General features: G+C 65.8%; 20 protein-coding genes and 1 tRNA gene. 10 read left to right on the top strand and 11 right to left on the bottom strand.

Annotated elements, in window-relative coordinates; translation table 11 throughout:
- Positions 1-185: 185 nt before the first annotated feature.
- The 4 genes from moaA to AC1EJR_RS09770 all read left to right on the top strand — a co-directional run bounded on the left by moaA (position 186) and on the right by AC1EJR_RS09770 (position 3,839).
- On the top strand, positions 186-1,310 hold the full coding sequence (gene moaA / locus AC1EJR_RS09785; RefSeq protein ID WP_477146994.1) for a GTP 3',8-cyclase MoaA: 1,125 nt from the start codon (positions 186-188) through the stop codon (positions 1,308-1,310).
- Positions 1,311-1,358: 48 nt separating this feature from the next.
- Positions 1,359-1,958 carry a molybdenum cofactor guanylyltransferase MobA gene (gene mobA / locus AC1EJR_RS09780; protein WP_441590532.1) on the top strand — a complete coding sequence of 200 codons (600 nt, stop codon included), beginning with the start codon at positions 1,359-1,361 and terminating at the stop codon, positions 1,956-1,958.
- Between the two features lie 104 nt (positions 1,959-2,062).
- Positions 2,063-3,346, top strand: a complete 1,284-nt coding sequence (gene moeA / locus AC1EJR_RS09775) for a molybdopterin molybdotransferase MoeA (protein ID WP_441590533.1) — start codon at positions 2,063-2,065, stop codon at positions 3,344-3,346.
- 211 nt (positions 3,347-3,557) lie between these two features.
- Positions 3,558-3,839, top strand: coding sequence for a hypothetical protein (locus AC1EJR_RS09770; RefSeq protein WP_092290069.1), 282 nt, complete (start codon positions 3,558-3,560; stop codon positions 3,837-3,839).
- On the opposite strand, the gene rmuC is transcribed toward AC1EJR_RS09770, so the two are convergent.
- The 6 genes from rmuC to AC1EJR_RS09740 all read right to left on the bottom strand — a co-directional run bounded on the left by rmuC (position 3,817) and on the right by AC1EJR_RS09740 (position 10,309).
- Complete coding sequence (gene rmuC, locus AC1EJR_RS09765; protein ID WP_477146993.1) at positions 3,817-5,166, bottom strand: DNA recombination protein RmuC; 1,350 nt, start codon at positions 5,164-5,166, stop codon at positions 3,817-3,819. The two genes, AC1EJR_RS09770 and rmuC, sit on opposite strands and share 23 nt — an antisense overlap.
- Before the next feature lie 19 nt (positions 5,167-5,185).
- On the bottom strand, positions 5,186-6,181 hold the full coding sequence (locus AC1EJR_RS09760) for a 2-hydroxyacid dehydrogenase (protein ID WP_092290073.1): 996 nt from the start codon (positions 6,179-6,181) through the stop codon (positions 5,186-5,188).
- 5 nt (positions 6,182-6,186) lie between these two features.
- Positions 6,187-7,626 carry a sodium:proton antiporter gene (locus AC1EJR_RS09755; protein ID WP_092290851.1) on the bottom strand — a complete coding sequence of 480 codons (1,440 nt, stop codon included), beginning with the start codon at positions 7,624-7,626 and terminating at the stop codon, positions 6,187-6,189.
- 132 nt (positions 7,627-7,758) lie between these two features.
- Positions 7,759-8,445, bottom strand: coding sequence for a LutC/YkgG family protein (locus AC1EJR_RS09750; protein WP_092290077.1), 687 nt, complete (start codon positions 8,443-8,445; stop codon positions 7,759-7,761).
- A gap of 80 nt (positions 8,446-8,525) precedes the next feature.
- A complete protein-coding gene (pncB, locus tag AC1EJR_RS09745; protein ID WP_477109856.1) occupies positions 8,526-9,704 on the bottom strand; it encodes a nicotinate phosphoribosyltransferase in 1,179 nt (392 codons plus the stop codon).
- An 83-nt stretch (positions 9,705-9,787) separates the two neighbouring features.
- Positions 9,788-10,309 carry a hypothetical protein gene (locus tag AC1EJR_RS09740; protein ID WP_092290082.1) on the bottom strand — a complete coding sequence of 174 codons (522 nt, stop codon included), beginning with the start codon at positions 10,307-10,309 and terminating at the stop codon, positions 9,788-9,790.
- A gap of 378 nt (positions 10,310-10,687) precedes the next feature.
- Here AC1EJR_RS09740 and fdxA point away from each other — a divergent pair, with 378 nt between their 5' ends.
- From fdxA to AC1EJR_RS09725, 3 genes are all read left to right on the top strand, one after another.
- Positions 10,688-11,011: a ferredoxin FdxA gene (gene fdxA, locus AC1EJR_RS09735; protein ID WP_092290086.1), complete on the top strand. Its 324-nt coding sequence runs from the start codon at positions 10,688-10,690 to the stop codon at positions 11,009-11,011.
- A gap of 86 nt (positions 11,012-11,097) precedes the next feature.
- Complete coding sequence (locus AC1EJR_RS09730) at positions 11,098-12,201, top strand: NAD(P)/FAD-dependent oxidoreductase (RefSeq protein WP_441643998.1); 1,104 nt, start codon at positions 11,098-11,100, stop codon at positions 12,199-12,201.
- A 243-nt stretch (positions 12,202-12,444) separates the two neighbouring features.
- A tRNA-Asn gene (locus AC1EJR_RS09725) sits at positions 12,445-12,520 on the top strand.
- Between the two features lie 76 nt (positions 12,521-12,596).
- Here the strand turns inward: AC1EJR_RS09725 and AC1EJR_RS09720 are convergent.
- Together AC1EJR_RS09720 and AC1EJR_RS09715 are read right to left on the bottom strand one after the other, a co-directional pair.
- On the bottom strand, positions 12,597-13,595 hold the full coding sequence (locus tag AC1EJR_RS09720) for a lipase secretion chaperone (RefSeq protein WP_477146992.1): 999 nt from the start codon (positions 13,593-13,595) through the stop codon (positions 12,597-12,599).
- 5 nt (positions 13,596-13,600) lie between these two features.
- The gene (locus AC1EJR_RS09715) at positions 13,601-14,524 is read right to left on the bottom strand and encodes an esterase/lipase family protein (protein WP_477146991.1); all 924 of its coding nucleotides are present in this window, start codon (positions 14,522-14,524) and stop codon (positions 13,601-13,603) included.
- A 486-nt stretch (positions 14,525-15,010) separates the two neighbouring features.
- Between AC1EJR_RS09715 and rpsU the strand changes: the two genes are divergently transcribed.
- The gene (gene rpsU, locus AC1EJR_RS09710) at positions 15,011-15,223 is read left to right on the top strand and encodes a 30S ribosomal protein S21 (protein WP_029044331.1); all 213 of its coding nucleotides are present in this window, start codon (positions 15,011-15,013) and stop codon (positions 15,221-15,223) included.
- Positions 15,224-15,286: 63 nt separating this feature from the next.
- Here rpsU and AC1EJR_RS09705 read toward each other — a convergent pair whose 3' ends face one another.
- Both AC1EJR_RS09705 and AC1EJR_RS09700 read right to left on the bottom strand, forming a co-directional pair.
- Positions 15,287-15,904 (bottom strand): LysE family translocator, encoded by a 618-nt coding sequence (locus AC1EJR_RS09705; RefSeq protein ID WP_092290093.1) that lies wholly within the window; start codon positions 15,902-15,904, stop codon positions 15,287-15,289.
- 38 nt (positions 15,905-15,942) lie between these two features.
- Positions 15,943-16,473: a PaaI family thioesterase gene (locus AC1EJR_RS09700; RefSeq protein ID WP_092290095.1), complete on the bottom strand. Its 531-nt coding sequence runs from the start codon at positions 16,471-16,473 to the stop codon at positions 15,943-15,945.
- Between the two features lie 127 nt (positions 16,474-16,600).
- Here AC1EJR_RS09700 and nodI point away from each other — a divergent pair, with 127 nt between their 5' ends.
- Together nodI and AC1EJR_RS09690 are read left to right on the top strand one after the other, a co-directional pair.
- Positions 16,601-17,494 (top strand): nodulation factor ABC transporter ATP-binding protein NodI, encoded by an 894-nt coding sequence (nodI, locus tag AC1EJR_RS09695; RefSeq protein WP_477113340.1) that lies wholly within the window; start codon positions 16,601-16,603, stop codon positions 17,492-17,494.
- 1 nt (position 17,495) lies between these two features.
- On the top strand, positions 17,496-18,350 hold the full coding sequence (locus AC1EJR_RS09690; RefSeq protein ID WP_477113290.1) for an ABC transporter permease: 855 nt from the start codon (positions 17,496-17,498) through the stop codon (positions 18,348-18,350).
- Positions 18,351-18,406: 56 nt separating this feature from the next.
- Here the strand turns inward: AC1EJR_RS09690 and AC1EJR_RS09685 are convergent, their stop codons facing one another.
- The gene (locus tag AC1EJR_RS09685) at positions 18,407-19,615 is read right to left on the bottom strand and encodes an O-succinylhomoserine sulfhydrylase (protein ID WP_092290101.1); all 1,209 of its coding nucleotides are present in this window, start codon (positions 19,613-19,615) and stop codon (positions 18,407-18,409) included.
- Positions 19,616-19,625: the final 10 nt, after the last annotated feature.

The raw sequence follows: 19,625 nt of genomic DNA, 5'->3' as shown, positions 1-19,625 counted from the left end.
TTTTTCATGGGGCGCCACATATGATGCGGGCATCACACCGCTGTACTGGCGCCGCCACCGCCCCACTGTGCCCCTGCGAAGTGCACGGTCGCCGCCGGCGCGTCAGCCACCTCGGCTAGAATGGCAGACAGAACCGCCCCGGATGCACACATCGCGCCGGAGAGCGGCGTCGCCACCCCCAGGCCATGACCGACACCGTCATTCCCATCCTCGACCTGCGCGACCATCGCTATCGCTCGATGGTGCCAAGCATTCCGTCCCGCCTCGACACACCCTCGGGCCTCGTGGCGGACACCCGCGGCCGGCCGCTGCACGATCTGCGTATCTCGGTGACGGACCGCTGCAACTTCCGCTGCGTGTATTGCATGCCCAAGGAGGTGTTCGACAAGGACTACACCTTCCTGCCGCATTCCGAGTTGCTGAGTTTCGAGGAGATCGAACGCACCGCGCGCCTGTTCGTGTCGCAKGGCGTGGAAAAGATCCGGCTKACCGGCGGCGAGCCGCTGCTGCGCAAGAACATCGAAAAACTCGTGGAAATGCTGGCGCGCATCGAGACCGTCTCGGGCAAGCCGCTGGACCTGACGCTGACCACCAATGCGTCGCTGCTGGGGCGCAAGGCGCAGTCGTTGCGCGATGCCGGCCTGTCGCGCGTGAGCGTGAGCCTGGACGCCATCGACGACGCCACGTTCCGCAAGATGAACGACGTTGACTTCGCGGTGCGCGACGTTCTGGACGGCATCGAGACCGCCCAAGCCGTCGGCCTGGCGCCGATAAAGGTCAACATGGTGGTCAAGCGCGGCACCAACGACGMCGAAATCGTGCCGATGGCCCGCCATTTCCGTGGCAGCGGCATCATAGTCCGCTACATCGAATTCATGGACGTTGGCGCCAGCAACCACTGGCAAATGGACGAAGTATTACCCTCCGCCGACGTGGTGCGGCGGATTGACGAAGTATTTCCGCTCGAGGTGATTCCCGCCAACTACTCGGGCGAGACGGCCGAGCGCTGGCGGTATCGCGACGGCGCCGGCGAAATCGGCGTGATMTCTAGCGTGACGCACGCGTTCTGTGGCGATTGCAGCCGCATCCGGCTGTCCACCGAGGGCCGCCTGTACCTGTGCCTGTTCGCCACCGAGGGCTACGACCTGCGCGCGCTGCTGCGCGGCGGCCATAGCGACCTGGAAATCGCCAATGCCATCGCCCAGGTCTGGCAAGGCCGCACCGACAACTATTCCGAGCAGCGGGGCGATCCGGCCGTGCGCCTGGCGCGCGCCGAACGCAAGATCGAGATGTCCTACATTGGCGGCTGACCCGGGCCATCCCGGCCCCCGGCGCCGCCTCACAACTTTCCGAAAGTCATGATCGCACGCGAAGACATCACGGGCCTGATCCTGGCCGGCGGCCGGGGTAGCCGCATGGGTGGCACCGACAAAGGCCTCCAACCGCTGCGCGGCGTGCCGATGGCGATGCACACGCTGATGCGCCTGACACCGCAGACCGGCGCGATGCTGATCAACGCCAATCGCAACCTCGCCGCCTACGAGTCGTTCGGGGTGCCCGTGGTCACCGACTCCGTGCCCGATTTCGCGGGCCCGCTGGCCGGCATGATGGCCGGGCTCGAGCAGTGCAGCACCGGCTGGCTCGTCACGGCGCCGTGCGATACGCCGTTCCTGCCCACCGACCTCGTCGAGCGGCTGGCGCAGGCGATCGAGGCCGAAGGTGCCGAGATGGCGATTCCGGTCACGGTGGATGCCGACGGGCACCGGCAAACCCAGCCGGTGTTCTGCCTGATGCCGGTCACTGCGCTCGATAGCCTGATCGCCTACATCAATGGCGGCGGGCGCAAGATCGAAACCTGGGCGGCCAGCCACCGGCTCGCGGAGGTGCCGTTCCCCGACGCCGACGCGTTCGCCAACATCAATACGCTGGACGAACTACGCACACACGAGGCCCGCTGAGCGCATCGCGCGGGTTAGACTCGGGCATCCGCCCTTACCCGCGTTTTCCCCCGCGTTCTCCGCCATTTTTCGCTGTTTTCGCTTCTTTTCGCCGCAGACTGCTCATGCCATCCCTGCAATCCGTCATCTCCTGCCTTTCTGACTACGACCCGACCGCCCTGCCCGTGGCCCAGGCCAACGCGATCATCGGCCAGGTGATCGAGCCGGTGCGCGGCACCGAGCAACTGGCGATTCGCACCGCGCTCGACCGCGTGCTGGCCGAGGACGTGATCTCCTCCATCGACGTGCCCGCTCACGACAACTCGGCGATGGACGGATACGCCTTCCAGAGCGCTGCGCTGGCATCCGGCGGCGACGTGGTCCTGGAAGTCATCGGCACGGCCTACGCCGGCAATGCGCTCGACGCGGCGCCCACGGCGGGCCAGGCGGTGCGCATCATGACCGGCGCGATCATGCCCGATGGTTGCGACACTGTGGTGCCGCAGGAATTCGTGGATGTGCAGGCGGGCGGCAACCAGATCCGTTTTGCGGCCGATGCCGTGCGCCCCGGTGACAACCGCCGGCTGCGCGGCGAAGACCTGGCCCGCGGTCAGGCGGCACTGGCCGCCGGCCGCATTCTCCAACCGGCGGACCTCGGCCTGCTGGCATCGCTCGGCGTGGCCGAAATCAAGGTCCGGCGCCGGCTGCGCGTGGCGTTTTTCTCCACCGGCGACGAACTGCGCTCGATTGGCGAGCCACTCGGCCCCGGCTGCGTCTACGACTCCAACCGCTACACGCTGCACGGCATGCTGCGGCGGCTCAATGTCGAGTTGATCGACATGGGCGTGGTCCGCGACGACCCCGCCGCGCTCGAAGCCGCATTCCGCAGTGCCTGCGAAAACGCCGATGCGGTGATCACGTCTGGCGGCGTGTCCGTGGGCGAAGCCGACTACACCAAGCAGATCATGGCGCGGCTGGGCGATGTCACTTTCTGGAAGATCGCCATGCGTCCGGGCCGCCCGATGGCATTCGGACGCATTGCATCGAACGGTCGGGAGGCCCTGCTCTTCGGCCTGCCCGGCAACCCCGTGGCCGTGATGGTCACCTTCTACCACTTCGTGCGCGGCGCGTTGCACCGACAGATGGGCGCCAACGTGCCGCCGCTGCCGCTGATGCGCGTGCGCAGCGCGGCAGCCATCCGCAAGAAGCCCGGCCGCACGGAATACCAGCGCGGMATCCTGGCGCCGGCGGCCGATGGCGGCTGGGAAGTCCGTATCACCGGCCAGCAAGGCTCGGGCGTGCTGCGGTCGATGAGCGAGGCCAACTGCTTCATCGTGCTGGGCCACGAGCAGGACGCCGTCGCGGCTGGCGATCTGGTCGAGGTGATGCTGTTCGACGGGCTGATGTAATTCGTTGCAATCCGCCATGCGGAACACCCAAGGCATAGGTGCGCCGCATTGATGAGCGGAATCAATGACCGAATCGGCGGTCGTCGTATGACAGCGCACGTTGCGGTGTCGTTTTTTGTGCGCCCCCGCGAGTGACGGACTATGCGTCGCAAGCCCCAGTCGCTACACTTGCAGCACGAAAAATCAACTCCCCAATATCTTGTCTGTCGTCATGAATCAGGAGATCGCGTACCTCCACCCCGTCAAGACCGCGCGCGCACTGGTCCTGGTCTATTTGTGCTTCTCGGTGCCAATCGTGGCGATGGGCCTGTTCGTGGCCTTTATCCGCTATGGCGACCTGCCGGGGATTACGGTTTTCACCGCGCTGATCCTGAATGCACTGATTGGCTTCGGCCTGTTGTGGCTCGGCTGCAAGGCTTACAACTGGGTGGCCGCCCGCTTCGGCGGTATCGAAGTGCACGTGCGCGAACTCACGCCCGAAGATCACCAGTAACGTCGCCGTTGGCGGCTTGCGCCCCGCCGGCATCCTCCTGGGACGGAGGTGCTTGCACTTCCTCCGGTGATCCCGCCGTTGCGGCGGTTCCCAAAAGCTGTTCGGCGAGTTCCCCGGGCAGCGCCTCCACCGTGCGCAGCTTGCGCTCCATCTGACGGGTCCGCACCTCGGCCTGTTCGATATTGCGCGCCGCGCGCACCAGCGTATCGCGCGTCTTGGCCAGCACCTCGCCAAACTTGCCGAATTCGGTCTTGACGGCACCCAGCACTTCCCACACCTCGCTGGAACGCTTTTCCAGCGCCAACGTCCGGAAGCCCATCTGCAGGCTGTTGAGCAAGGCGGTCAGCGTGGTCGGCCCGGCCACGGTTACGCGGAAATCGCGTTGCAGCAGGTCCGTCAGGCCCGGGCGGCGCAGCACCTCGGCGTAAAGCCCCTCGGTCGGCAGGAACAGGATCGCGAAGTCAGTGGTGGCCGGCGGCGCCAGATATTTCTCGGCAATCGACTGTGCCTCCCGGCGCAGCGCCACCTCGAGTTCACGGCCGGCCACGGCCACGCCGTCAACGTCACCGTGCTCCTGGGCATCGACAAGGCGCTMGTACTGCTCCTTCGGAAATTTCGCATCGATCGGCAGCCAGACCGGTCCGCTGGACGGGTCACGGCCCGGCAACCGGATCGCGAACTCGACCCGCGCCCCCGAGTTGCGCACGGTCTCGACATTCTTGCCGTACTGGTCTGCCGTGAGGATCTGTTCCAGCAGCATCTCAAGCTGCACCTCACCCCACGTGCCGCGCGACTTCACGTTGGTCAGCACCCGCTTGAGATCGCCCACGCCCTGCGCCAGCACCTGCATCTCGCCCAGCCCACGATGCACCTGCTCCAGACGGTCCGACACCAGCTTGAACGACTCGCCGAGCCGCTGCTCGAGCGTCGCATGGAGCTTCTCGTCCACGGTGCGTCGCATTTCCTCCAGTTTCGCGGCGTTATTTGCCTCGATGTCGCGCAGCTTCTGCTCAAGCGTGGCCCGCACCTCGGCCAGCCTGCGATCGTTGGACTCGGACATCTGCGCGATTTGCTGGTTCTGCACCGTGGCAATACTGGTCAGGTGCGCCGACAAGGTCTGCTGGAAGCGCAGCATCTGCCGACCAGACTCGTCGCGGCCATCCCGGGCGGCCGCGCTCACTTCGCCACGCAACACGCGCTCGAGCCGGTCGAGGCCATCAAGCAGTTCCGCGGATGCCGCCCCGGCGCGCGCGCGCCACAGCAGCACCGCCAGCAGGATTACCGCCACGAGGGTGGCGGCAAGCGTCAGGACGGAAATCAACGTCATCAATTCAGGAATATCCGATTCAGCGGCGGCGCGCCATGACCTCTGGGTTGATCACCGAAGGCGGGTTGCCTGCCTTGGGGCCGGCATCGAGTGCCGCGATCAGGTTGTCGGCGGCCAGATTGGCCATCGCGCGACGCGTCTTTTCCGATGCGCTCGCGATATGCGGCGTCAACACCACGTTTGGCACGGTCAGCAGGTCTGGGTGGACGCTCGGCTCGCCCTCGAACACGTCCAGGCCGGCCGCGAAGATCTGGCCATCGCGCAATGCGGCGGCCAGCGCGGCGTCGTCGACGATGCCACCGCGCGCGAGGTTGATCAGGGTGGCGGTCGGCTTCATCGCCGCCAGCTCTGCCGCGCCAATCGCGTGATGGCTCTCCGGGCTGTACGGCAGCACCAGCACGAGGTGATCCGTCTGAGCAAGCAGCTCCGCCTTGCTGACGTAGCGCGCATTGAGCGCGCGCTCGGTCTCCGCCGGCAGCTGGCTGCGGTTGTGATACAGCACGTTCATGCCGAAGCCGGCCGCGCGGCGGGCCAGCGCCTGTCCGATACGACCCATGCCAAGGATGCCGAGCGTGCTGCCGTAGACGTCCATGCCCACGAGCATGTCGTAGCTCCAGCGCTTCCACTTGCCGGCCCGCAGGTAATGCTCGGACTCCGTCACGCGGCGGGCGGTGGCCATCAGCAATGCCCAGCCGAAGTCGGCCGTGGTTTCGGTCAGCACGTCGGGCGTGTTGGTCGCCACCACGCCGGCGGCGGTGAGGGCCGGAACGTCGAGATTGTTGTAGCCGACCGCCATGTTGCACACCGCGCGCAGCTGCGGCAGCGCGGCAACGACCGCGCCGTCGATCTTGTCCGCCGCATTGGCCAGCACGCCGGCCTTGCCCGCGAGGCGGGCCTTCAGTGCGGCGGCGTCCAGCACCAGGTCTTCCTGGTTGCTGTCGACATCGAAATATTGCGAAAGACGTTCGATGACGTCGGTGTAGATCGCGCGGGTAACGAGGACGGAGGGCTTCATGGCAGTCACACGTGGAAAAAGAGGAACGTCATCACCAGGAACAGCGGCAGCAGCACGGCGCCGGACCATGCCATGTAGCCGAAGAAACTCGGCATGCGCACGCCGCGGCTTTCGGCAATGGCCTTCACCATCAGGTTGGGGGCATTGCCGATATAGGTATTGGCGCCCATGAACACCGCGCCGGCCGAGATGGCGGCGAGCGTCGAGGCGTCGCGCGTCATCAGGGTGGCGGGGTCGCCGCCGGCGGTGTTGAAGAACACCAGGTAGGTCGGCGCGTTGTCCAGGAACGAGGACAGGATACCGGTCGCCCAGAAGTACATGCTGTCGATGGGCTGGCCGGAGGAATCGCTAACCGCGTGGATCACCGCCGCGAACGCGCCGTCGGTGCCGGCCTTGAGCATCGCGATGACCGGGATGATCGTCAGGAAGATGCCCGCGAACAGCTTGCCGACTTCGAGGATCGGCTCCCAGTTGAACTCGTTGCCGCTGCGCGCGCTATGCGGCGTGGCGACCAGCGACACGATGGTAATCCCCACCAACAGCACATCACGGATCAGCGCCGGCAGCGTGACCTCGGTGCCCATCACGTCGAACACGATGCCCGGCTTCCACAGCCCGCTCATCAGCACCAGTGCCAGCACGCCCACCAGCAGCAGGAAGTTGATCTTGCCGTCGATCTGAAGGCGCGTGGAATCCGGCGTGGGGTCCTGCGCCCGCGGCAGTTCCTCTTCCTTGTTCAGGAAGTAGTGGCGGTCGACCACATAGAACAGCGCCAGCAGCGCCACGCACAGGAACACCGTCTCGGGGAAGATGTTGCGCAGCGTCCATGTGAACTCGACGCCCTTCAGGAAGCCCAGGAACAGCGGCGGATCCCCGAGCGGCGTCAGCGAACCGCCCGCGTTGGCCACCAGGAAGATGAAGAACACCACCACGTGTGCCACATGGCGGCGGTTGTCGTTGGCGCGCAGCAGCGGCCGGATCAGCAGCATGGCCGCACCGGTGGTGCCCATCAGGCTGGCMAGCACGGTCCCGAGCGCGAGGATGCCGGTGTTCAGCCGGGGCGTGCCGTGCAGGTTGCCACGCACGCAGATGCCGCCGGCCACCACATACAGCGACCCCAGCAGCACGATGAACGGGATGTACTCGCCTAGCAGCGCGTGCACCGTGTTGGCCACGGCGGCATGGACGCCGAACTGCATGGCGAACGGCACCAGGAACAGCGCGCCCCAGGCCGCGGCCACCTTGCCGTAATGGTGGTGCCAGAAGTGCGGGGCCAGCAGCGGGAACAGCGCGATGGACAGCAGAACGCCGGCGAACGGCACGCCCCAGAGCGGCGACAGCGTGGCGCCATCGATCTCGGCGGCACCGGCCATGGACGGAAACAGGGCGATGACCGCAAGCATCGCGGTGGGCCACGGTGCCAGGGCACGTCGTGCGCGTCGCATCATCGGGCAGGTTCTCCTTGTCTCGAAAGCGGCCAGTGTAAAGCAAACCCCTTTGAGACTGGTCTGAAAATGCTGCTGGAATTACCCGGAATGTGACGCCCGGCGGCCCTCGGATTGGACCTGCGCTGTCCCTCAGTCCTGGTCGACGAGGATCACGTGCACGCGGTACGGGCCATGGGCGCCGAGGACGATGGTCTGCTCGATGTCGCCCGTGCGTGACGGGCCGCTGATGACATTGGTGGCGCGCGGCAGCTGGCCATGCTCGGCACGCATGCGCGCGAAGGCTTCCTCGAGGTTCGCCACGATGCGCGAAATCGGCACTACGGCGATATGGGTCTCGGGCAGCAGCGCGGCCGACGCGAAGGTCTGCGGCCCCGACAGCAGCATCAGCGAGCCGGTCTCGGCAATCGCCACGAAGCAGCCGGTGATGCCGACGAGGTCGCCATGATCATGATCGACCTGCGGATCGCGCGCCGGCGGCCGGCATGCCACGTCCAGCCCCTGCGCCTGCCACGGCAGGTCGCCCAGGCTGTCCCACGCCACGGCGCGGCGCACGAGGCCCAGGCCATCCAGATAGCGCGAGACGGCGCCCGGCACGTCGGCCAGCGTGGCCACGCGCTCCACGGTGGACGCCATCTTCTGCGCCTGCAGGCTGAACGCCTCGATGCGATCGGCGGCGATGTCCGGCTGTGGGCCCTGCGGATGGCGTGCGAGATAGTCGTCCACGGCCTCGCGCTCGCCGGTGGTCACCTTCGCCCCCCTGCCCTGGGCGGCGCGGATGCGGGCGAAGATGCGGTCACGGGCGGCGTTGGTTTCCATGGCGTAAGGGGTTGGTTCCTGGGGCTGGCCGATTATAGAAGGCCGCGCCGGCACGCGGGCGCCGCCGGGCGTGAATGTTGTTAAGCCGGGGGCTGAATCGCGAACACCTGGCGCAGGTAGGCCAGGTAGCCGGGGTCGTCGCACATGGTCTTCTCGGGCGTGTCCGAGAGCTTCGCCACGGGCTGGCCGTTGCATCGCACCATCTTGATGACGATCTGGAGCGGCGTGTAGCCGAGGTCGTTGGTCAGGTTGGTGCCCACGCCGAACGCCAGCTTGCAGCGGCCGCGGAAGCGCTCGTACAGCTCGATGACCTTGGGGATGTTCAGCGCATCGCTGAAGATCAGCGTCTTGCTGCGCGGATCGACGCGGTGGGAGGCGTAATGCGCGAGCATGCGCTCGCCCCACTCGAGCGGATCGCCCGAATCGTGCCGCACGCCATCGAACAGTTTGCAGAAGAAGAGATCGAAATCGCGCAGGAAGGCATCGAATCCATAGGTATCGGACAAGGCGATGCCCAGGTCGCCGCGATACTCCTGCGCCCAGTGGTCGAGCGCGTAGACCTGCGAGTCGCGCAGGCGCGGGCCGAGCGCCTGGCAGGCCTGCAGGTACTCGTGGGCCATGGTGCCGAGCGGGGTCATATTGTGCAGCCGCGCGAAGTGGACGTTGCTGGTACCGGCGAGCTGCGCGCCAAGGACGCCGCGCGAGGTCAGCAGCACCTCCTCCTGCCAGCCGCCCGAGAAACGCCGGCGGGTGCCGTAGTCCGCAATCACGCAGTCGGCGTACGGTGCCGCCTTCAGCAGCGCGAGCTTGGTCTCCAGGCGCCGACGACCCTCGGCCAGATCCGGCTCMGGTTGGGTACGGCGGAAATAGACCTCGTTGACGATGGCCAGCAACGGCACCTCGAACAGGATCGTGTGCAGCCACGGGCCGCGGATCGTGATCTCGATTTCGCCGCCGCCCTTCTCGGACGCCGTGATCGCGACGTGCTTCTCGCTCAGGTGGAACAGGGCCAGGAAATCGACGAAATCGCTCTTGATGAAGCGCATGCTGCGCAGGTAGTCGAGCTCTTCCTCGGTGAAGCGGAGCTGGCAGAGGCTGGCCACTTCGGCGCGAATTTCGTCGATATACGGGGTCAGGTCGACGCCCGCGTTGCGGCATTTGAACCGGTACTCGACCTGGGCCTGCGGGAAGCGGTGCAGCACCACCTGCATCATCGTGAACTTGTACAGGTCGGTGTCTAGCAGGGAGCGGATGATCATAGCGTGGCGCAAACGGCATGCCGGGGACGAGGTCCACATGCTAACCGAAACTGGCCGAATGGCCAGGGAAGGCCCGGGATGGACTAGCTGCCATCGAGCCAGCGCAGGCCCGGCTGCGTGCCCGTCGGCACCCCCGGCTGCGCGCCCGACTGCAGGCACCAGAGCGGCGCGCCGCCGCCATCGGCGCAGGTGACCAGCGTGGCCCGCGCGCGGGTGACCGCGGAGGGCAGCGGATCGGCAAAATTGCCCAATGGCACCATGATCCGCTCCTGATAGACCTGCTGGCCGGCCCGGTCGAACCGCAGCACCTGCACCTGCGTGCCCGGCGGCGGATGCAATTCCGGCCCGCACGGCACCAGGCCCTCGCGGCTGCAGTTGGCCATGCTGTCGCCGGCCGGGGCCCGCACCACGCTGAAACTGTCCCAGTCGAAGGCGGTCAGCGCGGCCAGCGCCACGGGCTGGTCGGTGCGCGCCCGCCATGCCACGAGCCGCGAGACAACGCTGTCGGCCATATTCCCGCCGCCTCCGCCCATCGGCTGCGCGCCGGCGGCCGGCGCCAGCGAAATGGCGATCAGCAGGCAGGTCAGGCGGTACGAAATCGGCATGGCGCGTCCCGAAAATCGAGCTAGAAGGCGAAAAAATGACCCGAAAGCCCCCGGGCCACACAGGGGAATACTAGTCCGTTGCGGGCCTTTCGTGGCGCAACAGGCGGTTGCGAGGCCGATTCTGGGCCATTTTTGGCCGGTTCGCGCCCAAAAGCACATAAAGAAATAAGAAAACTATCTGACCCGGCTATATAGACTCGCTATCCTTGCGGGAAGGCTCGGATACAATATCGGTCTTTGAAAGGCCACGGCCCCCGTGCGCCCCGACTTCCACCGATTGACATGCGCGTGCGCGCGTGTCCGGCGGCCGGGCGCGGCGGCATCACAAGTGGCCTGAACTGTTTCCCATCGAAGACCGATCCGCTTTTTGGAACCGAAATGACTCACGTTGTCACCGAATCCTGCATCCGTTGCCGCTACACCGACTGCGTTGATGTGTGTCCGGTCGATTGTTTCCGCGAAGGCCCGAACTTCCTGGCCATCGACCCTGACGAATGCATCGACTGCGCCGTGTGTGTGGCCGAGTGCCCGGTCAACGCGATCTATGCCGAGGAAGACGTCCCCGGCGATCAGCAGAATTTCATCGATCTGAACGCCGAACTGGCCCGTTCGTGGCCGTCCATCACCAAGACCAAGGCCCCGCTAGCCGAGGCCGAGGAATGGAAGGACGCCACCGACAAGCTGCAATACCTGCAGCGCTGAGCCCGGCAACACCACAACAAGAAAGCCGCCCCACGCGCTTTCCGCAATACCGGGCACAGCGTGCCCACAAACGTATCAGGACGAATATGGACTTGAGCATTCCAAATCCCGTGGCCGACGCGACCCAGCAGGCCGGCGGCAATCCCGGCGGCCAGCCGCTGGAAATCGACGCGCTGATCGTTGGCGCCGGCCCCGTTGGCCTGTTCCAGGTCTTCGAACTGGGTCTGCTCGAAATCAAGGCGCACGTGATCGACTCGCTCAAGGTAGTGGGCGGCCAGTGCGTGGAGCTGTACCCGGACAAGCCCATCTATGACATCCCGGCCGTGCCCATCTGCACGGGCCAGGAGCTGACCGACAACCTGCTCAAGCAGATCGAGCCGTTCGAGCCCACGTTCCACCTGGGCCAGGAAGTCGCCGTCGTGGAGCGCCGCGAGGACGGCCGTTTCTTCGTCGAGACCTCGACCGGCACGCGCTTCATCACCAAGACCATCTTCATCGCCGCCGGCGTGGGTTCGTTCCAGCCGCGTACCGTGAAGGTGGAAGGCATCGACAAGTTCGACGGCAAGCAGTTGTTCTACCGCGTGAAGGATCCGAGCCGCTTCCACGGCCGGAACCTGGTCATCGTGGGCGGCGGCGATTCCGCGCTGGACTGGACGCTGGACCTGGTTGGCAAGGCTGAATCGGTGGTGATGATCCACCGCCGCGACGGCTTCCGCGCCGCGCCGGCATCGGTCGCCAAGATGAAGGAACTGTGCGAAGAGATGGAGATGCAATTCCTGGTGGGCCAGATCAGCGGCTACGAGGAACGCGACGGCCTGATGACCGAAATCAAGGTCACGGGTGCCGATGGCGTCACCCGCCGCCTGCCGCTGGACGACCTGCTGGTGTTCTTCGGCCTGTCGCCGAAGCTCGGCCCGATCGCCGAGTGGGGCCTCGAGCTCGAGCGCAAGCAGATCAAGGTGGATACCGAGAAGTTCCAGACGAACATCCCGGGCATCTTCGCCGTGGGCGACATCAACACTTACCCGGGCAAGAAGAAGCTGATTCTGTCGGGCTTCCACGAGTGCGCGCTGGCCGCGTTCGGCGCCGCCCCGTACATCTTCCCCGAGAAGAAGATCCACATGCAGTACACGACGACTTCGCCGAAGCTGCACAAGATCCTCGGCGTGGAATCGCCGGTGTTCGACTAAGCTTGTCGAGTGCCGATGCAGAAAGACCGCCCTCGGGCGGTTTTTTTGTTTGCACAAATCAAAAAGCTCGCTATAATGCGGCCTCGCTGTCGAACACGACACGCAGCAATCGGCGGAAACGCCCGCTGCAGGCCGGTTTCGAGGCGAACCAGAGTTTTTGCAGCAGCTTTCGATGGATAATAAAACGTTGAAAAGTTGTTGACGAAACGAAGAGAGGCTGGTTATAATTTCCTTCTCAGCTGTTCCCCGATAGCTCAGTTGGTAGAGCGCCGGACTGTTAATCCGTAGGTCCCTGGTTCGAGCMCAGGTCGGGGAGCCAAGAAATACAGAAGCCAGCAGGTTAGCGCCTGCTGGCTTTTTTGTTTTCTGCTTGCCCTTCGCAGCACCCTCCCCTCTCAGTAGTTTCCCAAACCCCGGACCCGCACGACCTCGGTGCCGCTGAAGCGCCTGGCGACGAGTTCATCGATCGCGCGCGCCTGGGCCTCCGGCGCGAGACTGCTGTCCGCGCGTATCGCATCCCGCTCTGCCTGATAGCTCACCAGACGTTGCTTCCAGTGGGCCTGCTGCTGGTCGAGCGCGCGGAATCGCTCGGCGGCCTCGGGGCCGAAGCGCTCGGTTCGCAGGCGGTCGATCGCCTCCTGGCTGGCACCGCTTGCGCGCAGTGACTCGGTGTCCTGCGCCAGCTGCGAAATCTTGCGCGTTTGTGCCAAAGGCCGGGACAGCGACTCGGGTAACTGCTGCGCCAGCGCATCGAGGCGCTGCTTGCGCTCATCCGGGCTCAGCGTGTCATCCGCCAGGACCCGGCGCTGCTMGACGGTATAGCGATCCAGCGATTCCTGCTCGGCGAAGAAGCCCTCGGCCATCACTTGACCCAGATGCTGACGGCGCAACAAGGCGAGGGTCTGATAGACGCGTTCAAGATCGCCGGGCGATTGCGACGGTAGTTGCACGTGGGACGCCGCCTCGAGATAGGTCATATAGCGATCGAACGCCGCCATGACTTCGTCTCGCGCGGTTGCTGGCGTGGCCTGCTCCAGCAGCCACGTCCGGAGGCTCTCCCGCACGCCAGACAGCCGCGCGGGATCCCCCTCGGCCATGCCGATCATGTGGTGAAACAGGTTCTTGAGCTTGCGATTGAAGATCAGACTGCCGTTGCGATCGAGGTCGACCCCACCGTCGACTGCCACGCCCCGCAGGTGGGACGGAATCGGCAAGGAAGCAGCCGTCGCGTCATCGTCCGATGCCACCTGCCCCATCGCTTGGGGCACGGCGGCAGCCGTCGTCGCAACGGGTGTGGCGGGCGGCGATGCCGGGTCGCCTGGCAGCGACCGGATCGCCACCACGGCCACCACCGCAACGACGGCCCCAGTCATAGCGCGCGTACGGATGCCCATACCGATTACAGCCCTGCTTGCTGCAGCCGGTTGGCGTGCTGGCGATAGATGGTGATCGGATTGGTCTCGAACACGTTGCTCAGCCCTGCCAACTGGTTGATCTCGTCGAGGTGGTTGAGGTGATAGGCCTTGATGAACTGGCCGAGGTGCATGCTGCAGGTCGGGATCGCGCCGTCACTCGTCTCGGTGTTCGCCGCGTTGAGGGCGATCAGTGCGGCGTCGCTGGCATCCGCGCCGTTGGTCACCACGCGGTCCCCACCCCACGAGTAGTAGCGCACCCCGTTGGCGACGGGCGCGCCGGTGCCGCAGTATGTGCTGGGAAGCCCACCCGGGAACTGGGCGTTGAGCGCGCTCATGCCGGGCGTCGACAGGGAGGCCAGCGCCGCTGCCGAACTCTGTGGCTGGCCGCCACCCGACAGCAGGTCGATCAAGGTGCCGACAGCCGTCGTGACGCTGTTCACCACGGACTGGCTGAAATTGCCGAGGCCATTGGCGGCGTCGGCGAACGGCACCCCCCAGTTCGGCGCGCCGACCGCCGTGACCGACGCCACCAGATCGGGGCGCACGCCGGCCACATAGCGGGAGGTCGGCCCGCCATGGCTGTGGCMGATCAGGTTGACCTTCTCGGCGCCCGTCGCGGCCAGGATCTGCTGGATCTGCTCGAGCGCCTGCTCGCCGCGCGTCTCGGTGCTGTTGACCGCCGACACCTGCAAGACATACACGTCGGCGCCATCGGCCTCCAGCGCCAGCGGAATGCCGTAGAAGTAGCTGTAGAAGCCGGCGAGGCTGTCCCAGCCGCCCCAGCCGTGGATCAGGACAATCGGATACTTGGTCGTGGTGTAGCCGGCATGTGCCGGGCTGGACACCGTGAACAGGCACCCGAGTATGCCCAGCGCGCATGCGCTCTGACGCAGCAACTTGCGAATCATGGCCCTTCTCCTCGTCTTGTTGTGGTTAGCGAGAATCCATGAAAGCACAGCGGCAGCCTTCGCCTGCCCCCTCGCGGCGGGTGGACTGGAGGTGGCCGGGGCCCCTCCATCGGCGCCATCCATCCCACCTTCGCACGTCCTATCGGGCACTTTTCCACGCATTTTTCGCGGATATGCGGCCCGTGCGCGCCTTGATCTTGACTCCGGGCTCGTATACCTGTAAAAGCTTACCGGCGTATCATTTGCGCAATATCCAAGGAAACAGGTATCTCGCCAAGTTTTTTACTACGTAGGAAAATTTGGCCCTTCACCCCTGACACTGGCAGTCCGGACCCCGGTCCAAGCTTGCAGGTTCGACGGGGGCGCACCTCGGCATTCGCCGCAGCGTGCAATACCACCGTCGCAGAAGGCTCCGGAGCCCCACAGCGACGACGTTTCCCCCTCGTATGAACCCGCCGCCCCGCGGCATTCCCTCAAAGGACTGAGTTGACTAAGATCGTTCTGAAGCCGGGTGAACCCGTTGAAGTTGCAATGCGTCGTTTCCGTCGCGCCATTCTGCAGACTGGCCTGATCGTGGAACTGAAGAGCCGTACCGCCTACGAAAAGCCGACGACCGAGCGCAAGCGCAAGAAGAAGGCTGCCGAGTCGCGTCTGCGTAAGCGTCTGCGCATGCAAATGCTGCCGAAGAAGCTCTACTGATTCGCGCATTGCATAAAAAACCGCCAGCATGCTGGCGGTTTTTTTTCGTCCCAATTCAACCCATCAAGTGCGCGTGGCRATCAGCGCGCCGGCCCCGATCAGGGTGATGCCGCCGGCACGTTGCACATTGGCCTGCGCACGGCGCGTGGTCAGTCGGGTGGCCAGGGAGCGCGCCAGCAGCGCGTAGACCATGGCGTTGGCGCTGGCCAGCACCACGAAGGTCGGGATCAGCACCGCAGCCTGCGGCCAGAACGCCTGATGCGCGTCCAGGAACTGCGGCACGAATGCCACGAAAAACACGATGCTCTTCGGGTTCAGCGCMGTCACCAGCCACGCCTTGGCGAAACGCTGCCCCGCGCTGCCTGCCTGCGCCGGCACGTCGAGCGCGCTGGCACGGCTGGCCGAGCGCAACGCCTGCACACCCAGATAGACCAGATAGGCCGCCCCGGCCCACTTCAGCGCCGTGAACAGCGTGGCCGAAGCCGCCAGCACCGCGCCCAGTCCGGCCATCGACAGCGTGAAAGCCGTCAGATCCCCCGCCGCTACCCCGGCCACCGTGGCAAACGCGCTGCGGCCTCGGTGGGCGAGTGCATCGCCAATCACAAGCAAGATCGTCGGCCCCGGAATGACCAGCAGCACCAGGCTCGTCAGCGCGAACGCCAGCCAGTGTTCAAACGTCATGATGTTCTCCTTGTTGTTGGATCTGCGTCGCGCCCCGCTCAGACCGGCAGCGGAAATACCAGGCACGTGGTGGTGGCGTAGGCGTAGAGCTTGCCCTGCGCGTCCGTGAGCCGCCCTTCGGCAATGCCGATCTGGTTGGTCAGGCTCACGACGTTGCCCTCCGCGCGCACGGGGCCGGTGCTGCTGGTCAGCGGGCGCACGTAGTTCACCTTGAGTTCCAGCGTCGTATAGCCCTTCCCGGCCGGCAACATGCTGTGTACGGCACATCCCACGCAGGAATCGAGCAGCGTGGCCGCGTAGCCGCCATGCACGGTGCCGAGCGGATTGTAGTGCTCCGGCCCCGGCGTGCCCTGGAACACCACGCGGCCCGCCTCGAACGCCACCGGCACAAAGCCGACCAGATTGCCGATGGGGATGCCCGGCAGCTTGCCAGACAGGATATCGTCGAAAAACTCCGCCCCGGAGCGCGCGCGCAGCTGGTCGCGCGTAATCAGCCCCACCGGTGCCAGTTGTGCCCGAACACGCTCCTCGTCGGCCTGCCACTGGGCCAGCACTTCTTCCACACTCATCTTGTCTCCCCTGTCATCGCGGAGGATTGGCCCCGCACTCCGGAACGATACCCGCAAACCGGCATAATGGCGGGATCGCACTCACCGGGCCTTCGCCTTGACTGCTGCTACCCCTCCCATCCTGCAGATGCGCAACGTGCGCAAGCTGTATGGCGACACGGTCGTCGTCGACAACCTCGACCTCGAAGTCCAGCGCGGCCAGTGTTTCGGCCTGCTCGGCCCCAATGGCGCCGGCAAGACCACCACGCTGCGCATGCTGCTGGGCCTCACCACGCCGGCCTCCGGCACGCTCATGCTGTGCGGGGAGCCGATTCCGCAGCGGGCGCCACAGGCGCGCATGCGCGTGGGGGTGGTGCCGCAGTTCGACAACCTCGACCCGGATTTTTCCGTGATCGAGAACCTGCGCATCTTCGGGCGCTATTTCGGCCTGTCATCCGCCGAGATTGCACGGCGCGTGCCGATGCTGCTGGAGTTCGCGCGGCTGGAGAACCGGGCCGACGCGCAGGTACGCGACCTCTCCGGCGGCATGCGCCGCCGCCTGACCGTGGCGCGGGCACTGATCAACGATCCGGACCTGCTGGTCATGGATGAGCCCACCACCGGCCTGGACCCGCAGGCGCGCCACCTGATCTGGGAGCGATTGAAGTCGCTGATCGCGGCGGGCAAGACCATCCTGCTGACCACGCACTTCATGGAAGAGGCCGAGCGCCTTTGCAATCACCTTTGCGTGATCGACGGTGGCCGCAAGATTGCCGAAGGCAAGCCCCACGAACTGATCGACCGGGAAATCGGCTGCGATGTGGTGGAGGTCTACGGCGACGAACTGGAGCCGCTGCGCCAACGCGTGACGCCGCTAGCCGAACGGACGGAGATGCGGGGCGAGACGCTGTTCTGCTACGTGCGCGAACCGGGCCCACTGCTGGCCGCGCTGCACGGGAATGGCAGCCTGCGCTACCTGCACCGGCCGGCCAACCTTGAGGACGTGTTCCTCAAGCTGACCGGCCGCGACATGAGAGACTGAAATGAGCGAACAGGACCCCCGCACGCCCGACGTGGCGGCCACCGTGCCACGCCCCGCGCCGCCACCCCGCCAGCACTATCCCCAACCGCTGCTGCCACGCAATGCGCGCAACTGGATGATGGTCTGGTATCGCAACTACATGGTGTGGAAGAAGCTCGCCATTCCGTCGATGATCGGCAACCTGGCCGACCCGATGATCTACCTGTTCGGCCTCGGCCTGGGGCTGGGCCTGCTGGTCGGGGAGGTGCACGGGGTGTCGTATATCGCCTTCCTGGCGGCGGGCACCACGGCGTCAAGCGTGATGATGTCGGCGAGCTTCGAGTCGATGTATTCCGCGTTCTCCCGCATGCACGTGCAGCGCACGTGGGAGGCCATCATGCATGCCCCGCTGACGTTGGGCGACGTGGTGCTGGGCGAGATCCTCTGGGCGGCCAGCAAGGCCGTGCTGTCCGGCGTGGCGATCATGCTGGTGGCGGGCGCGCTCGGCTACGCGCAGTTCCCGGGCGCGCTGGCGGCGCTGCCGGTGATCGTGCTGGCGGGCATCGCCTTCGCGAGTCTGGCGATGATCGTCACGGCACTGGCGCCGAGCTACGACTTCTTCATGTTCTACCAGACGCTGGTGATGACGCCGATGCTGCTGCTCTCGGGCGTGTTCTTCCCGTTGGAGCAATTGCCGACCGGCGCCCAGGCCGCGACGCAGGTCTTGCCGCTGGCCCACGCGGTGGCGCTGATTCGCCCCCTGATGCTGGGTCGTCCGGTGGAACATGGGGGATTGCACCTGGCCGTGCTGGCGGTGTACGCCGTGGCCGCGCTGCTGGTGGCGCTGGTGCTGCTGCGGCGCAGGATGCTGCGCTGAGGGGTACGCCCTCTCCCGGCACCGGGAGAGGGGTTAAAACGATACGACTTACTGGCTTACTGGCCGAGCCCGCGCAGCAGGTCGGCCTTCAGGTCGACCACCGATTCCAGTCCCACGGACAAGCGGATCAGCCCTTCGGTGATGCCCGCCGCCGCCTTCGCTTCCGGCGCCACGCGGCCGTGCGTGGTGGTGTACGGATGCGTGATGGTCGTGCGCGTGTCGCCGAGGTTGCCCGTGATCGAGCACACCTTCGTGCTGTCGATCACTCGCCAGGCATTGGCGCGCTGCTGCTCGGGCGTGGCGCCCTTCAGCTCGAACGAGACGATCGCCCCGCCGCCGCTCTGCTGGCGCATGGCGATGTCGTACTGCGGGTGGGACTTCAGCGCCGGGTGGTACACCTTGGCCACGGCCGGGTGCGACTCCAGGAACTCGGCCACCGCCAACGCGCTCTGCGAATGCCGCTCCATGCGGATGGCCAGCGTCTCCATGCCCTTGAGCATCACCCACGCATTGAACGCGGACAGCGTCGGGCCGGCCGTGCGCACGAACGGGAAAAGCTTGCCCATGATGTAGTCGTGCTTGCCGACCACCGCGCCGCCCAGCACCCGCCCCTGGCCGTCGATGTGCTTGGTGGCCGAGTGCACCACCACGTCCGCGCCGAACTTGATCGGCTGCTGCAGCGCCGGCGAGCAGAAGCAGTTGTCTACCACGAACAGCGCGCCCGCATTGTGGGCGATGTCGGCAATCGCCGCGATGTCCGAGACCTCGGTCAGCGGATTCGACGGCGTTTCCAGGAAGAACAGCTTCGTATTCGGGCGCACGGCGGCGCGCCACGCGGACAGGTCGCCCGTGTCCACGTAGGTCGTCTCCACGCCGAACTTGGCCAGGATCGTGTTGAACAGCGTCATGGTCGAGCCGAAGATCGACCGCGAGCTGACCAGATGGTCACCCGATTGCAGCGACGCCAGCGCCACGGAGAGGATCGCGCTCATGCCCGATGCCGTGGCCATGCACGCCTCGCCGCCCTCCAGCGCCGCCAGCCGCGACTGGAACATCGACACCGTGGGGTTGGTGAAGCGCGAGTACGTGTAGCCCTCTTCCGAGTTGGCAAACCGCTCGGCCGCCTCTGCGGCGCTGTGGAAGCAGAAGCTCGAGGTCAGGTACATCGCCTCGGAGTGCTCCATGAACTCGCTGCTGCGCAGCGTGCCGGCGCGCACGCCGAGGGTATCGATGCCGAGGGACTCTGGTTGGAACGGTTCACTCATGCTGCTGGCT

The sequence above is a fragment of the Cupriavidus sp. 05T42 genome (assembly GCF_056396345.1).
Note: the sequence above shows the minus strand (reverse complement) of the source record. Positions and strands in the feature narration are given on the sequence as shown.